Genomic DNA, 13,969 nt, shown 5'->3' on the forward strand with positions numbered 1-13,969 from the left:
TGAAAATCCTGAAATCCTGGACATCCTGATTCAGACAAAAAAACCTAGTCAACCTAGTTATATTACGAAATGTAACAAAATTGCAGTTAAAACGCTTTACCATCTTGACAACTGAGAAAAGAGCCGATAAGGTAGTTACATACCCGGGTAAGACCACTAGAAAGTTGTATGCAAACTAAGCAAAAGGTTACGTTATATTTATCACCGGAACTGCACAGAAAACTTAAAATTCGCTCTGCCGTTGACTCAGAACCAATGTCAGACCTAGCAGAACGAGCGCTCAGTTTCTACCTGACCAACTCAGAAGTAGTAGAAGAGATAGAAGCGTCTTCTCATGGGCGAACTCACCGGATTTATTCCTGTCCCACCTGTGAAACTTCCCTGGTACTGCGTGATGGTGAACTCGTGAACTTGGGCAACCAACCAGGAATCATCGGTCAGGATCATCTATCTATTGATGGTAGAGAAAAAGAAGAAACCCATCCCAAGGGTGAGGAAGAATTAGTTCCTTGTTAGATAGGAATTAATGATGATTAATAGTCTGGCTTAACGCCATGCGATCGCTGGTCGGTACTGTCTCTATAAGGTCTCAAGTAGGTCGATAGTATGAAAGAAGAGCTCAATATTTTAATTCAAGCTCAATACCCTTTAATCTACCTTGTGACCTCCGAGGAAGAGCGGGCAGAGCAGTCAATTTTCAAAGTCTCCCAAGATTTAAAACCCCCAAGACGAGTATATATTTGGACAGTAACTCACGGTATCGTTGAGTACGGTCAACCCCGGAATACAACTCAACACAATACTGTTTCTCCCGAAGCAGCCATTGATTGGATTATTCGGCAAAAAGAACCCAGTATATTTATTCTTAAAGATTTACATCCCTTTATTGATGCGCCGGCAACAACCAGATCGCTCCGGGACGCGATCGCTAGTTTCAAAGGAACGCAAAAGAACATTATCTTAATGTCTCCTGTGCAACAAGTTCCGATTGAATTAGAAAAAGAAGTTGTTGTTTTAGATTTTCAATTGCCTGACATGGCGGAGTTAAATAAGGTTTTAACCGCCCATCAAGAGCAAAATCGTGGACGACGGCTGACAACCGAGGCGCGAGAAAAACTACTCAGAGCCGCTTTAGGTCTAACTAAAGATGAAGCTGAGAAAGTCTACCGCAAAGCACAGGTAACAACTGGGCGATTGACGGAAGATGAAGTTGATATTGTTTTATCCGAGAAAAAACAACTCATCCGCCGTAACGGTATCTTGGAGTACATCGAAGAAGATGAAACCATTGATGCTGTGGGTGGCTTGGAAGAATTAAAAACTTGGCTTACCCAACGCTCCAACGCCTTTACCGAAAGAGCGAGAGAGTACGGGTTGCCCCAACCAAAAGGAATGTTAATTCTCGGTGTTCCCGGTTGTGGTAAGTCACTCATTGCCAAAACCACCTCCCGTTTATGGGGTTTACCAATTCTGAGATTAGATATGGGGCGGGTCTACGACGGCTCAATGGTGGGTCGAAGTGAAGCCAACCTGCGGAACGCCCTGAAAACGGCAGAATCAATTTCCCCCACGATTCTGTTTATTGACGAATTGGATAAATCCTTTGCGGGTAGCGGTGGTTCTGGCGATTCTGATGGGGGGACATCAAACAGAATTTTCGGCTCTTTCCTCACCTGGATGCAGGAAAAGAAATCTCCAGTGTTTGTCATGGCGACTGCTAACCGCGTAGAACGCCTACCTGGAGAGTTTTTAAGGAAAGGTCGCTTTGATGAAATATTCTTTGTGGATCTGCCCACACCGGAAGAACGTCAGGATATCTTCGGTATTCACCTGACCAAACGTCGGGAGGAAATTGCTAGATTTGACCTAGAACAACTAGCAAAAATGTCCGATGGCTTCTCCGGGGCAGAAATTGAACAAGCGATAGTGGCGGCTATGTATGAAGCCTTCGCCCAAGATCGGGAGTTCACCCAATTAGATATTATTGCTGCATTAAAGTCTACTTTGCCGCTGTCACGAACGATGCAAGAACAGGTCACAGCCTTAAGGGACTGGGCCAGACAGCGTGCTAGACCCGCAGCCTCCTCTGTCGCTGAATATCAGCGCATGGAGTTTTAAAAGCTTTCCTCTGCTGTTTGTCAGGGGGAAAGGTTAGTCACAAGGCTAACAGATAGAAAAAAGCCGTTCCCAATTAATGCGGCTTCGCTGAAAAAGAACCGTTGTCGTTTTTCTCATCAATCTTCTTATTGGAGGAAACCCAAATGTCTCACTTTAGCACTCTGCGTACCAAGATCACCGATGCCGAAATTCTCAAGTCTTCTTTGCGCGACTTAGGTATCAGTGTAAAAACTGAAGCTGATGTTCGTGGCTATAATGGTCAGCGTCTCCGTTCCGACATCGTTGCTGTATTGGAAGGCGAGTACGATCTAGGTTGGTCTCGTAACAGTGACGGTTCTTTCGACCTCATTGCTGACTTATGGGGTGTCGCTAAGAAGCACAACCAGACCGAGTTGATCAACTCTATCAATCAAAAATATGCCGTTAACAAGACTTTGGCTGAAGTAAAACAGCGTGGTCTGCAAAATGCCAATGTTAAGTTGGTATTGCAGTAACAATTTCTGTAGCGCGTTCCCAAAGTGAAACGGGTTAACCTTCTAATAAGCGGTTAGCCCGCTTTTTTTTGTCTTTATTTGTCTTTATTTGTCTGAATCAGGATTTACAGGATTTAAGGATGTAGAGGATAAGAACGCAGATAAACGCAGATAAACGCAGATTGTCTGATAGGGAAGCGTGGCATAGCTATATCAGGATTTCCAGGATTTGAGTACACATTTTAAACCCAAGACTCTAATGCAAAAGAGTAAACTTGCTGAATACGTCGAAAATCATTGTCTGTGGAAACTATAGTTAGATTATAGTGAATGGCGGTAGCCGCTATCCAAAGATCGTTATCTCCAAAGCCTAGAGTTTGGATATTAAATTTTCGCCGTTCTGCTTTTTCTTTAGGACCAAATGTATTAATGAGTTTGCCTTTGAGATCGCCGTAAATGTCTGATATTGATAAATTAATAGGGTAGAGATCAATGGTGTTTAAAAAAGCTTTCACCTGTTGGATATTGGCCGCTGTTTGTTGAGATTTGGCTGCCATGTAAAGTAATTCTCCACGGACAATGACGCTAGTAGCAACGCCGGCTTCGCTGTGGAGTTCTAGCTGTTGGATGAGATTAGTTTCACCAAAAATGATGCGACTACAGTGATTAGTGTCTAAAAGATACATCAGAATTCGGCTTCAGATCGGGTATCGTAAACAAGCTGGAGACATTTCTCAAAGTCATCACCTTGCCAAGTTCCAGCAAATTTTAGCAAATCTTTGGCTTTAGATCCGCGTAATATTGGTTCTCCATCTTTTACAGGAATACTGCTTGATTTAATAGCAGAAGCATTTATTTTAGTTTTGAGATATTCGAGATAGTCGAGGGTTTGTTCCAGAATAGGCTCTGGTGCGTTTTCAATTGACGCAATGAGTTTTTCTTTAATGGTGGTCATGGGGGGTAAGAGGGAAGTATAGAAATAAAAACTTTCTGGCAGTAAGATTTAGTAATTATTAAAACTCAATTTACACTTAGGTTACTGTTCAAACTGTCAATAATTCTATTATATTATCTGATCTAGATTTACTTCCAATATACTCAAATATGGGTAATTAACAGTATAATATGTCTAATATTCGACTAATGAGACTTAGACAACAAAGACTACTTTATGAAAATTGACACAGAAGCGATCGCTACGGTAGACAAAGAGATCATTCTATGCAATAATTCCCAATCTGGTAAATTTAACTTAACTACTGTGTAAAGTTACAGATTGCACTTATAAATATATAATCAGGTAATTGCTGTCAATATCAAAAAATGATTACTCAAGAAAATTTTAAATCTGTTCTACTATCCTTAAACTTTCAAGAAAATAAAAGTATATTCTCAAAGAGTTTCCCACACACTGAGGGAATTCTCAAGGTAGATTTTCATAGAAAAGAATTAATTTATCCTGAAGATCACGGCTTAATTATTAATGAGCGTCAGACTTGTAATTTCTCTCAAAATGAAAATTTTGTAGTATTTGAATGTGTACATCGGCTATTATCAAAAGGCTATAAACCTGAACACATAGAACTAGAACCTAAATGGAAAGTTGGACATGGTGCTAGTGGAGGTCGTGCAGATATTTTAGTAAAAAATCAACAGAGTAAACCAATGTTGATCATAGAGTGTAAAACCGCAGGTAAGGAGTTTGATAACGCTTGGAAAGATACTAAAAACGATGGCGGACAGCTAATTTCTTATGCCCAACAAATTATAGAAACTGAATTTTTGTGTCTTTATACTTCTGATTTTCTGGATAATATTTGTATTTTTGAGTATTACGTTATATCTCATAAAGACAACCCAAAAATTCTAGCAGAGGATGATAAACTACTTAGTTTTGAGAAAGCAAAAGATGTAAAAGAACGTTTCAAAGTTTGGAAAGAAACCTATCAATTAGAAGCAACTACTAAGGGTATTTTTGAAGATAATATTCCTGCATATCAAATTGGTAAAGATAAATATACTATTGAAGACCTTAAATTTATTGATGCTAAAGATAAAGATAAAAAATGAAAAGTATATTACTCAAACTGAAGAAAAAATAACGCAAGAAGGTGCAGAAAAATCTCGATTAGTTCAAGCAGGTAATTTTATATTATCTAATTCTATGAGCGCAGGTAGACCTTATATTGTAAAAATTTCGGGTTGTATTTACGATGGATGGTTATTATTAAGTGAGTTTGATAATTCATTAAATAAAGATTACTTTTATGATATTTTATCTTATAACAATGATGTAAAAAAAACAGATAACAGATAATGCGTTAGGAGGAACTGTTAAAAATCTGAATATTGACAGGGTTCAATCAATTAAAATACCATTACCACCTTTATCAATTCAAGAACAATTAGTTGCAGAAGTAGAGAAACTAGAGGAAGTAATTACTAATAATCAGAAAATTATAGATGAATCTTATACTCTCAAGCAACAAGTGATGAAGAAATATTTATAGTTAATTTTCCTCTTTATGGTTGATAATTTTATCTTACATAACTTCAATGTGAGATTATTAAAAATTAACATCCTGTGAATCCTTAAATCCTGGATATCCTGATTCAGACCAATGATTTTTAGAATATAGTTTTCAGAAACCCGAATTTATGCTATAATATCATCATTATCAAAAATTATTAAAGTAAAAAATATTAATTGCAATTAGGAGGTCAAAATTATGAACTCTCTGGAATTAAGACAAAAAATCGAACAAAATTTATTGACTATTTCACCAGAAAATTTGAAATTTATTGATGAATTTGTGGAATTTATTAAATATAAACAAGAAACAAGTTTATCAGAAAAAACTAACTATAGGCCAGCTTCAAGACGTTCAATTTTAGGTCATGCTGGTACATGGGTAGGGAATGACTTGGAAGAATGTCTGAAGTTAGTCTCTGAAACTAGAGGTAAAGTGAAAATTAATAATCGTATTAATCCTTTTGAGTGATGTATCTTTTAGACACTAATCATTGTAGTTTAATTTTTCTGAAAAAGCTGGAAGAACTAGAAAAACCAAAAAATAAGGAAGGTGAAGAATGATTTATCACTACAGCATGGTAATTCAATGGTCTCAAGAGGATCAACTTTTTTTAGTTCACTTACCTGAATTTCCCTGGCAACAGTTTCATACACATGGTAAAACTTACGAAGAAGCTGCTAGAAATGGTCAGGAAGTAATTGAGGCTTTTGTTGAGATGCTTACTCAAGAAAATCAAGTATTACCAGAACCCCGAATGCTTCCTACAAAACCGTTGCAAGTTGCCTAGTTCAGTGTAAAAAGTATAGTTGCATTTTGACGTTATAACCGTTAAAATGCCTGTAAATAATTGTAATTCAGTGTTATTCCCCATAATAACAAATTATGAAAACATTCACTATTGGTCATTCCAATCATACAATTGAAACATTTATCGAACTGTTACACCAACATCAAGTAACAGCCTTAGCTGACGTGCGTTCTAGTCCCTATAGTCGCCGATTTCCTCAGTTTAAGTTGGTATTGCAGTAACAATTTCTGTAGCGCGTTCCCAAAGTGAAACGGGTTAACCTTCTAATAAGCGGTTAGCCCGCTTTTTTTTCTGGGTAAATTTTCCATCAATGCCTAAAACTGGGATAACTGAGGGATATAAACTGAAACTCTCTATAGAATCTCCGCGTCTTTAGACCGGAGACTGTTAATAGGAATCAAAATCCCATGTCGAGGACTAAACAACAAAGCCAACGTAAATAAACCCGAAACCACTAACACAATCGCTGGACCAGAGGGTAAATTATAAAAGTAGCTGAGATACATTCCACTAATACTAGAAATTACCCCAATTACCGCCCCCAAAATCATTACCTCATGTAAACGGTTCACCAATAAATAAGCAGTTGCCCCTGGAGTAATTAAAAGTGATAATACTAAAATTACTCCCACAGCTTTCATACTGGCAACAATTGTTAAAGCAATTAACAACATTAAACCAAAATTTAAGCGATTAACTGGTAAGCCGGCAGCTTGTGCGCCCAAAGGATCAAAAGTGTAAAATAACAGTTCTTTGTATAATAAGAAAACTACTATTAAAACAATAGCTGCAATAATAGCAGTGTCTCGGACTTCGTCTCTAGTTACGCCCAAAATATTACCAAAAAGAAAGTGATTCAAATCAATTTTATTATCCTTTTGAATGACTGTAATTAAAGTAACTCCAAGGGCAAAAAAGGCAGAAAAAACTATGCCCATAGCGGCATCTTCTTTAATGGGAGATCGGGTTTTAATTACGGCTATAGCCATTGTACTCAAAACACCGGCAATAAACGCCCCGACAAAGATATTAGCACCAATCATGAAGGCGATCGCTAGTCCTGGTAATACTGAATGACTAATAGCATCACCCAGCAATGCAAGGCGTTGTACCATTAAATAACTACCAACAATGGCACACAATAAGCCTACTAATATGGCGATGATTAAGGAACGCTGCATGAAGCCATATTGCAACGGTTCTATTAGTGCTTGAAACATATTGCTGATTGGGAAACAAATTAATTATCCTAAGTAGGGCTTGCTGAAAAAGTTGTCCGTGACAGCAGGGAACAGGGAACTCTTAACTGGGAACTCTTAGAGGATATTTGAAAAGTTATGGTTGATGTATCAAATATTTTTTACCCCTCCCTAACCCTCCCCTTGTAAAGGGGAGGGAACTGGATTTTTATTGTTTCCCCCCTTTACAAGGGGAAAGGGGGGTAGCAATGTGATGAAAATTACGGAATACCACTTTTAAAACATCCTCTTAACTGGGAACTCTTAACTGGGAACTAAATTTCTCCTTCAAATAGAAGAAATAAATGAACTAAAATAGTCGGTTTTAACCGACTTTAGCTATAAGACAGGGAATTTATTCCCTGGCTGATTCTGGCTAATTCAAACACATAATAAATTAATGCTGGCTGATTCAAACACATAATAAATTAAGCCGCAAAGTACATAACTTTACCACTATAAGCATGATATAAGTTTTCTTCTGTCAAGACTTGTTGGCGTGAACCTGTGGCAATTACTTCGCAGTTTAGTAAGATTAAATCATCAAAATGGGTGATTGATTCGCCTAAATCATGATTAACTACTAAGACAATTTTATTGTTTTTTGCTAATTCTTCAAAGACTTCAAAAATGATAGCTTGGGTTTTTTGATCTATCCCGACAAAGGGTTCATCAAAACAGAAAATTTCCGCTTCTTGAGTTAAGGCCCTGGCTAGAAATACCCGTTGTTGTTGTCCTCCAGAAAGTTCACCAATGGGACGATTTTTTAATTCTTCTATTCCCACTCGTTCTAATGCTTGTTTAGCGATTTGACGGCTAACTGTGGAGAAGCTCCGTAACCATCCTGTTTTTTTGACACGCCCCATCATCACTACATCCCACACAGTAGCGGGGTAATTCCAGTCAATTTGGCTACGTTGTGGTACATAAGCAACTTTTTCTAGTTGCTGCATTAAAGGCTTGCTTTTATATAAAACTTGACCACTACTCATGGGAACTAATCCCAAAATAGCTTTCATTAATGTACTTTTACCCGCGCCATTGGGTCCAAAAATTCCCGTTAGCTTTCCTGGTTTAATTATGCAGTTAACATCCCGAAGTGCTTCTTGTGAGCGGTAATGTACACCTACATGAGTGATGTTAATTGCTGTTGATGAATTCATGTCAATAGATTTGATAATTTGTGCAGGTATATCTACTTGATTTACAGGAGATAGGCTAAATTTTTGGTAAAAAGAGAAGTTTTGCATAACTCTATTTAAAATACTTATTTTTTGAGCTTACCATAAAAATGAGAGAAATATGAGAATATCTATAACTAGAAGTAATCAGTGAGATAAATGAAACTAATACTTAATCCAATGTATGACTTATTACTGAAATCTCTCTCCAAACCTCTACCCTGTGAGGAGAGAGGCTTTTATTCTTACTCCCCTTCCCTCGCAGGGAAGGGGTTGGGGGTTAGGTTCTCTTTACTTAATCCCCTTTGGCTAGGAATGTTCTTATCTTTGGCTTTAATGGGTTGTACTCCCAACTCCCAACCCCAGGGAAATACTAAGCCGCAGGTTGTAGCAACAAGTACCATTATTGCTGACTTGGCTGAAGAAATTGGTGGAGAAGAAGTACAGATTACGGGTATTCTTAAACCAGGTGCAGACCCTCACGTTTACGAACCTGTACCCGCAGATAGTCGGGTTTTGGAAAAAGCTAACTTGATTTTGTATAACGGTTACAATTTAGAACCGGGACTGATTAAGTTAATGAATGCAACTGGAGGGAAAGTAAAAAAAATCCCTGTGGGGGAAGTTGTTATATCTTTAAAGTTAGATAAAGGTAAAGGACAAATTGTTCCAGATCCTCACGTTTGGGGCAGTGCAGAAAATGTTATATCTATGGTGAAAGCCATTCGAGATAATTTAATTGAATTGTCACCAGAGGACAAAAATAAATTTACTCAAAATGCCCAAAAGCTAACTGATGAATTACAGCAATTACATATTTGGATTCTTCAAGAAATTCAAACAATTCCCGCAGACAAAAGGAAACTCATCACTACCCATGATGCTTTTCAATATTATGGAAGTGCTTATAAAATAGCGATCGCTGGAACTTTAATTGGCATTAGTACGGAAGAACAACCCAGCGCCCAAACCGTGAAAAAGTTAGTAGAGTCAATTAAAAAAATCGGTGTTCCTGCCATATTTGCTGAAACAACAATTAATCCAGCTTTAATTAAAACAGTAGCCGAAGAAGCCGGAGTAAAATTAGCACCAACTTCACTTTATTCTGATTCTATTGGGGCAAAAGGTAGTAATGGCGATACTTATATAAAGATGATGGCAGCAAATACCCGCGCTATTGTTGAAGCATTAGGGGGAAAATATACGCCATTGCAATTAAAGTAAGGATTAGATCCCCGACTTCTCGAAGAAGTCGGGGATCTGATTGATTAATTAATTAACAAACTTGTTCACGAGTTGCTTCTGTGTTGATGGGTTTAATCAGAAAAATCTTGAACATATACCAAAAAATCATTAAAGTTAAGGGAATTTTTTGGATAAATTTCACAATTCCCCAATCATTAATTTGATTGAGATCAATTATTTTCTGATTATACAATGCACATTGTTCCAAATACCAGAAAAAGTATGGGTGATTGGTATTTAAAATAATTGGAAATGCCTTAGCTGCGGTTTTGTTGGTTTCCTCAATTACTTGAGTATTATATTTACGAGGGTGCATACCTAAGATTTCATAGAAATTCCCTCTTTCAAATACTGTCATGGTGTGGGTAGCGAATACAGTTAATAGGAAGAATCGCACCCATAGCCGAGATTTCCAATTATTCCATAACTGGGGTTGAGAACGTAACAAAGCCTTGAAAAAATCACCGTGTCTATTCTCATCTTGACACCAACTTTCAAACTTTCTAAATAGAGGATAAAACTGGTACTCTGGATTTTTTTCCATATGGCGAAATACTAAAATGTAACGCCAATAACCGATTTTTTCCGATAGGTAAACTGTGTAAATAACCCACTCGATTGGGAAAAATGTATAGGTACGATTTTTAGTGAGATAACTCAAGTCAAGGGAAAGGTTAAAATCTGCCATTGACTTATTCAAAAAGCCAGCATGACGGGCTTCATCTCGCGCTAAATAAGCAAATGCTTCTGATAGTAAAGGGTTACTATCCTTGAGACGACGAGATAATTCTTTAAATAGTAAAAACCCAGAGAATTCCGAAGTACAAGAACGTTCTAAAAAGTCAATAAAAGCAAGTCGTTTTTCACCAACAATGTGATCCCAACCTTGCTTAAATTCATCATCTCGCACAAAGTGATGACGGTTATAATCAGCCTTGAGTTCGTCAATTACAGCCCTTAATTCTGTTTCATACCCAGAAATATCCATTTTTGCCACTGTATCAAAGTCAGTGGTATAAAATCTGGGTGTTAATAATGTTTCTTGAACTGGTGTTTTTACACCCGATTTTGATAAATCAAGTGGCGGTTTATCCAACGATTTAACCATAAGTAGTCCCTTTACCATTATCTGCCTTAAAATTATATAAGCATAAATATTTGTTATTAGTCATCAGTTAAACTATTGAAACTAATTCTTACAAAAATACTGAATTATTCTTAACTTTCGTATAGTTTAAATACCTATTTACGGGACAAATGTATTTATGAAACCATAAATAAATATGAATACTCTTATAGTTATACAAAGAATAATAGTTAAATAATTTCAGGAGCAGTAAAAATAGCCGAAATCCACATCGGTAGTAATTTGTGCTAGAGAAATTATTCTCAAAACCCTATTCCCACAGAATAGCAATTTTCCTGTGATGATAACGACGGTGAACTGATAAACAAGTCGTTGAAATTTGCAAACCCTGACAAGTAAACAAGAAGGAACTAAGAATGAGTAATGATTTGGCAATGAAACTGCGTATAGGAACTCAACAAGCGCATACAGATTCAGAAAATCTCGGCTTCATGAAATGTTTTGTGCAAGGAGTTGTAGATAGAGATTGTTTCATTCAATTGTTGAGAAATTTCTATTTTGTTTATAGTGAACTAGAAGCAGCAATTGAGAAACATAAACAGCATCCTGTGATTAGTTTGATTTATTTTCCCGAACTAAATCGCCAATCTTGCCTAGAGCAAGATATGTTATTTTATTATGGGAGTCAATGGTACAAGCGCATCACCCCTTCACCTGCCGCCCAAGCTTATACTGCGCGTATCCAACAAATTTCCACTCATGAACCTGCACTATTGTTAGCTCATTCCTATACTCGTTATTTGGGTGATCTTTCTGGTGGGCAAATGCTCCAAAAAATTGCTCAGTCAGCCTTAAAACTTTCTGGACATGAAGGAACTTCCTTTTACAATTTTCAGCAAATTCCAGACAAGCAGACTTTCAAAGGAAAGTATCGTCAAGCATTAGATAAAGTTAATATTGATGATACAACCGCTGACAAAATTGTAGCAGAAGCTAACCATGCTTTTAAGTTAAATATGCAGATACTTCAAGAATTGGAAAGTATCTTAATCGAAGCTCTTGGTAGAGCTACTTACAATGATTTAGTTTAAGTCCCTGCATAATTTACAAAAATATAATTCATCACCCAATTAGCTTTAGCAACGATGAATTATATAAAAATCCATCCTCTTCCTCTGTGTTCTCTGTGCCTCTGTGGTTCGTCAAAAAATAATGCTAACTACAAACAAATAGAATAAATATATTCTATTTGCTAAATCCTAAATTACAACATTAAATTGGGAAAATTGATTACTTCCCAACTACACAGAAATATACTCACATTTATTGGAGACTGTAATGGTTTTTCTATTACCTGGCGTTAAGTTTGATTTTGATCTAATTCAAAAGTATGATACTCGCGCTCCTAGATACACGAGTTATCCCCCAGCAACAGAATTAAGTGAAAATTTCACCGCAAGAGAGTTTCAATCTGCAATTACCGCTTCCAATCAACGAAAAACGCCCCTATCTTTGTATTTCCATATTCCTTTTTGCCAAAGTGCTTGCTATTTCTGTGGTTGCAATACGGTAATTACCAATAACAAGAATATGGCTATTCCATATCTAGAACATTTGGAACAGGAAATCAAAAATACTTCAGCTTTAATTGATAAAGATAGAAAGGTACTTCAGATTCATTGGGGTGGAGGTACACCAAATTATTTAGAACTTAATCAAGTAGAATTCCTGTGGAAAAGCATTACCCATAATTTTCAAATTGCTTCAGATGCAGAAGTATCTATTGAAATTAACCCCCGCTATGTGACTAGAGATTACATCTTGTTTCTGAGGGATATTGGTTTTAATCGCATTAGTTTTGGTATTCAAGATTTTAACCCAGAAGTACAAAAAGCAGTGAATCGCATTCAACCAGAATCATTGCTGTTTAATGTAATGAGTTGGATTAAGGAGGCTAAATTTGATAGTGTGAATGTAGACTTAATTTATGGTTTACCCTATCAAACTCTTGATACTTTTCGGGAAACATTACACAAGACAATGACTTTAGATGCTGATAGAATTGTCGTGTTTAATTTTGCTTATGTGCCTTGGATTAAACCTGTGCAAAAAATGATTCCTCAAGACGCATTACCGGGAGCAGAAGAAAAGTTAGATATTCTCAAAATGACAATTGAGGAATTAACTAATAACGAGTACCTGTTTATTGGCATGGATCATTTTGCTAAAAATAATAACGAATTAGCGATCGCTCAACGTCATGGTACACTAAAACGTAATTTCCAAGGTTATACTACCCATGCAGAAACCGAATTATTTGGGTTTGGGGCTACATCTATTAGTATGTTAGAAGATGCCTATGCTCAAAACCACAAGGAATTAAAGGATTATTACAAAGCAGTTGCGAGTGGTGTAATTCCTACCAGTAAAGGCATTAAACTCACTCAAGATGACATTATTAGACGGGATGTAATTATGTCCATAATGTCTCACTTTCAACTAAATAAGTTAGAAATTGAACAGAAGTATCAGATCAATTTTGATAGATATTTCTCCTATGAACTCAAAGAATTAGCACCTCTACAAGCTGATGGATTAGTAAATGTCTTAGCTGATGAAATCCATATTACTGATATTGGCAGATTGCTAGTTAGAAATATTGCGGTTGTTTTCGATACTCATACAAGAACTAGAGAGACAAAATTCTCTCGTTCTATTTAATTAGAATTGCTATGCAATACTACTCGGTTAAGACTAAAAAACGTTATATGGTAGGTTGGGTTAACGCAAAGAAACTCAACATTATTAAGGATTTTGTTGGGTCTTGCTGTGGCTGAAACCAACCTACATTTTATTAACCGAGCAGTATTGAATTGGTATGTAGTAATAATTTATGAAGAGAACAAAACTACATACCTTTTGATTTATATAGTTTACGTCATTAGATAGAAATAAATAATATGAAGCTTTGATAAATTTGACATAACTTGAGTCAAATTTTTGAGGACATCCATGAATATTATTACTTGGATAATTTTAGGACTATTAGCTGGTGTAATTGCCAAATCAGTCTATCCTGGTTATCAAGGTGGGGGGATGATATCCACCATGATATTAGGTATTGTTGGTGCTTTTATCGGTGGAACTTTATTTACTCTCATTCGTACAGGGACCTTACAACTTACATCCGCATCTTTAAGTATTCCTGGAGTAGTAGTGGCAGTTATAGGGGCAATTATTGCGATTTATTTATGGGGGTTATGGCAAAGAAGCAGCAGAGTATAA

The 13,969-nt window shown here is 36.6% G+C and carries 18 protein-coding genes; 13 read left to right on the forward strand and 5 right to left on the reverse strand.

Going from position 1 to position 13,969, the window contains the following annotated elements; genetic code table 11:
- The first annotated feature begins 168 nt into the window (after positions 1 to 168).
- From FJR37_RS07500 to FJR37_RS07510, 3 genes are all read left to right on the forward strand, one after another.
- Positions 169 to 516, forward strand: a complete 348-nt coding sequence (locus tag FJR37_RS07500; protein WP_053537560.1) for a hypothetical protein — start codon at positions 169 to 171, stop codon at positions 514 to 516.
- A gap of 90 nt (positions 517 to 606) precedes the next feature.
- On the forward strand, positions 607 to 2,118 hold the full coding sequence (locus FJR37_RS07505) for an AAA family ATPase (RefSeq protein WP_168465695.1): 1,512 nt from the start codon (positions 607 to 609) through the stop codon (positions 2,116 to 2,118).
- 143 nt (positions 2,119 to 2,261) lie between these two features.
- Positions 2,262 to 2,612, forward strand: a complete 351-nt coding sequence (locus FJR37_RS07510) for a DUF1257 domain-containing protein (protein ID WP_015081375.1) — start codon at positions 2,262 to 2,264, stop codon at positions 2,610 to 2,612.
- Positions 2,613 to 2,833: 221 nt separating this feature from the next.
- On the opposite strand, the gene FJR37_RS07515 is transcribed toward FJR37_RS07510, so the two are convergent.
- Together FJR37_RS07515 and FJR37_RS07520 are read right to left on the reverse strand one after the other, a co-directional pair.
- Complete coding sequence (locus tag FJR37_RS07515) at positions 2,834 to 3,277, reverse strand: type II toxin-antitoxin system VapC family toxin (RefSeq protein ID WP_168465696.1); 444 nt, start codon at positions 3,275 to 3,277, stop codon at positions 2,834 to 2,836.
- Positions 3,277 to 3,546, reverse strand: a complete 270-nt coding sequence (locus tag FJR37_RS07520) for a hypothetical protein (protein ID WP_168465697.1) — start codon at positions 3,544 to 3,546, stop codon at positions 3,277 to 3,279. The genes FJR37_RS07515 and FJR37_RS07520 overlap by 1 nt, the downstream gene beginning before the upstream one ends.
- A gap of 368 nt (positions 3,547 to 3,914) precedes the next feature.
- On the opposite strand from FJR37_RS07520, the gene FJR37_RS07525 reads away from it, so the two are divergent.
- The 6 genes from FJR37_RS07525 (at position 3,915) to FJR37_RS07550 (ending at position 6,154) form a co-directional block, all read left to right on the forward strand.
- Positions 3,915 to 4,661, forward strand: a complete 747-nt coding sequence (locus FJR37_RS07525; RefSeq protein ID WP_168465698.1) for a type I restriction enzyme HsdR N-terminal domain-containing protein — start codon at positions 3,915 to 3,917, stop codon at positions 4,659 to 4,661.
- Positions 4,636 to 4,908, forward strand: a complete 273-nt coding sequence (locus FJR37_RS07530) for a restriction endonuclease subunit S (RefSeq protein ID WP_168465699.1) — start codon at positions 4,636 to 4,638, stop codon at positions 4,906 to 4,908. The genes FJR37_RS07525 and FJR37_RS07530 overlap by 26 nt, the downstream gene beginning before the upstream one ends.
- Positions 4,909 to 4,939: 31 nt before the next feature.
- Positions 4,940 to 5,101 carry a hypothetical protein gene (locus FJR37_RS27655; protein WP_371416107.1) on the forward strand — a complete coding sequence of 54 codons (162 nt, stop codon included), beginning with the start codon at positions 4,940 to 4,942 and terminating at the stop codon, positions 5,099 to 5,101.
- Between the two features lie 219 nt (positions 5,102 to 5,320).
- The gene (locus FJR37_RS07540; RefSeq protein ID WP_168465700.1) at positions 5,321 to 5,593 is read left to right on the forward strand and encodes a hypothetical protein; all 273 of its coding nucleotides are present in this window, start codon (positions 5,321 to 5,323) and stop codon (positions 5,591 to 5,593) included.
- 88 nt (positions 5,594 to 5,681) lie between these two features.
- Positions 5,682 to 5,912, forward strand: coding sequence for a type II toxin-antitoxin system HicB family antitoxin (locus FJR37_RS07545; protein WP_015081367.1), 231 nt, complete (start codon positions 5,682 to 5,684; stop codon positions 5,910 to 5,912).
- Positions 5,913 to 6,007: 95 nt separating this feature from the next.
- Positions 6,008 to 6,154 (forward strand): DUF488 family protein, encoded by a 147-nt coding sequence (locus FJR37_RS07550; protein ID WP_193964113.1) that lies wholly within the window; start codon positions 6,008 to 6,010, stop codon positions 6,152 to 6,154.
- A 132-nt stretch (positions 6,155 to 6,286) separates the two neighbouring features.
- Here FJR37_RS07550 and FJR37_RS07555 read toward each other — a convergent pair whose 3' ends face one another.
- Positions 6,287 to 7,153: a metal ABC transporter permease gene (locus FJR37_RS07555; protein WP_027403472.1), complete on the reverse strand. Its 867-nt coding sequence runs from the start codon at positions 7,151 to 7,153 to the stop codon at positions 6,287 to 6,289.
- 446 nt (positions 7,154 to 7,599) lie between these two features.
- A complete protein-coding gene (locus FJR37_RS07560; RefSeq protein WP_174763401.1) occupies positions 7,600 to 8,421 on the reverse strand; it encodes a metal ABC transporter ATP-binding protein in 822 nt (273 codons plus the stop codon).
- A 246-nt stretch (positions 8,422 to 8,667) separates the two neighbouring features.
- On the opposite strand from FJR37_RS07560, the gene FJR37_RS07565 reads away from it, so the two are divergent.
- On the forward strand, positions 8,668 to 9,576 hold the full coding sequence (locus FJR37_RS07565) for a metal ABC transporter substrate-binding protein (RefSeq protein ID WP_254434533.1): 909 nt from the start codon (positions 8,668 to 8,670) through the stop codon (positions 9,574 to 9,576).
- Positions 9,577 to 9,628: 52 nt separating this feature from the next.
- On the opposite strand, the gene acsF is transcribed toward FJR37_RS07565, so the two are convergent.
- Positions 9,629 to 10,705 (reverse strand): magnesium-protoporphyrin IX monomethyl ester (oxidative) cyclase, encoded by a 1,077-nt coding sequence (gene acsF / locus FJR37_RS07570; RefSeq protein ID WP_027403469.1) that lies wholly within the window; start codon positions 10,703 to 10,705, stop codon positions 9,629 to 9,631.
- Between the two features lie 395 nt (positions 10,706 to 11,100).
- Between acsF and FJR37_RS07575 the strand changes: the two genes are divergently transcribed.
- The 3 genes from FJR37_RS07575 (at position 11,101) to FJR37_RS07585 (ending at position 13,969) form a co-directional block, all read left to right on the forward strand.
- Positions 11,101 to 11,775 (forward strand): heme oxygenase (biliverdin-producing), encoded by a 675-nt coding sequence (locus FJR37_RS07575; protein WP_039202111.1) that lies wholly within the window; start codon positions 11,101 to 11,103, stop codon positions 11,773 to 11,775.
- Between the two features lie 247 nt (positions 11,776 to 12,022).
- Positions 12,023 to 13,405 (forward strand): oxygen-independent coproporphyrinogen III oxidase, encoded by a 1,383-nt coding sequence (gene hemN, locus FJR37_RS07580; RefSeq protein WP_039202109.1) that lies wholly within the window; start codon positions 12,023 to 12,025, stop codon positions 13,403 to 13,405.
- 291 nt (positions 13,406 to 13,696) lie between these two features.
- Positions 13,697 to 13,969 carry a GlsB/YeaQ/YmgE family stress response membrane protein gene (locus FJR37_RS07585; RefSeq protein WP_039202108.1) on the forward strand — a complete coding sequence of 91 codons (273 nt, stop codon included), beginning with the start codon at positions 13,697 to 13,699 and terminating at the stop codon, positions 13,967 to 13,969.

Source organism: Aphanizomenon sp. UHCC 0183 (assembly GCF_009712065.1).
Taxonomy (GTDB): Bacteria; Cyanobacteriota; Cyanobacteriia; order Cyanobacteriales; family Nostocaceae; genus Dolichospermum; species Dolichospermum heterosporum.

Excerpts from the sequence above, each read along its gene's own strand:
- FJR37_RS07500 (WP_053537560.1), top strand. The coding sequence starts at position 169 with ATGCAAACTAAGCAAAAGGTTACGTTATATTTATCACCGGAACTGCAC.
- FJR37_RS07560 (WP_174763401.1), bottom strand. The coding sequence starts at position 8,421 with ATGCAAAACTTCTCTTTTTACCAAAAATTTAGCCTATCTCCTGTAAAT.
- acsF (WP_027403469.1), bottom strand. The coding sequence starts at position 10,705 with ATGGTTAAATCGTTGGATAAACCGCCACTTGATTTATCAAAATCGGGT.
- FJR37_RS07575 (WP_039202111.1), top strand. The coding sequence starts at position 11,101 with ATGAGTAATGATTTGGCAATGAAACTGCGTATAGGAACTCAACAAGCG.
- FJR37_RS07565 (WP_254434533.1), top strand. The coding sequence starts at position 8,668 with ATGTTCTTATCTTTGGCTTTAATGGGTTGTACTCCCAACTCCCAACCC.
- FJR37_RS07545 (WP_015081367.1), top strand. The coding sequence starts at position 5,682 with ATGATTTATCACTACAGCATGGTAATTCAATGGTCTCAAGAGGATCAA.
- hemN (WP_039202109.1), top strand. The coding sequence starts at position 12,023 with ATGGTTTTTCTATTACCTGGCGTTAAGTTTGATTTTGATCTAATTCAA.
- FJR37_RS07530 (WP_168465699.1), top strand. The coding sequence starts at position 4,636 with ATGCTAAAGATAAAGATAAAAAATGAAAAGTATATTACTCAAACTGAA.
- FJR37_RS07550 (WP_193964113.1), top strand. The coding sequence starts at position 6,008 with ATGAAAACATTCACTATTGGTCATTCCAATCATACAATTGAAACATTT.
- FJR37_RS07525 (WP_168465698.1), top strand. The coding sequence starts at position 3,915 with ATGATTACTCAAGAAAATTTTAAATCTGTTCTACTATCCTTAAACTTT.
- FJR37_RS07510 (WP_015081375.1), top strand. The coding sequence starts at position 2,262 with ATGTCTCACTTTAGCACTCTGCGTACCAAGATCACCGATGCCGAAATT.
- FJR37_RS07520 (WP_168465697.1), bottom strand. The coding sequence starts at position 3,546 with ATGACCACCATTAAAGAAAAACTCATTGCGTCAATTGAAAACGCACCA.
- FJR37_RS07585 (WP_039202108.1), top strand. The coding sequence starts at position 13,697 with ATGAATATTATTACTTGGATAATTTTAGGACTATTAGCTGGTGTAATT.
- FJR37_RS07555 (WP_027403472.1), bottom strand. The coding sequence starts at position 7,153 with ATGTTTCAAGCACTAATAGAACCGTTGCAATATGGCTTCATGCAGCGT.
- FJR37_RS07505 (WP_168465695.1), top strand. The coding sequence starts at position 607 with ATGAAAGAAGAGCTCAATATTTTAATTCAAGCTCAATACCCTTTAATC.
- FJR37_RS07515 (WP_168465696.1), bottom strand. The coding sequence starts at position 3,277 with ATGTATCTTTTAGACACTAATCACTGTAGTCGCATCATTTTTGGTGAA.
- FJR37_RS07540 (WP_168465700.1), top strand. The coding sequence starts at position 5,321 with ATGAACTCTCTGGAATTAAGACAAAAAATCGAACAAAATTTATTGACT.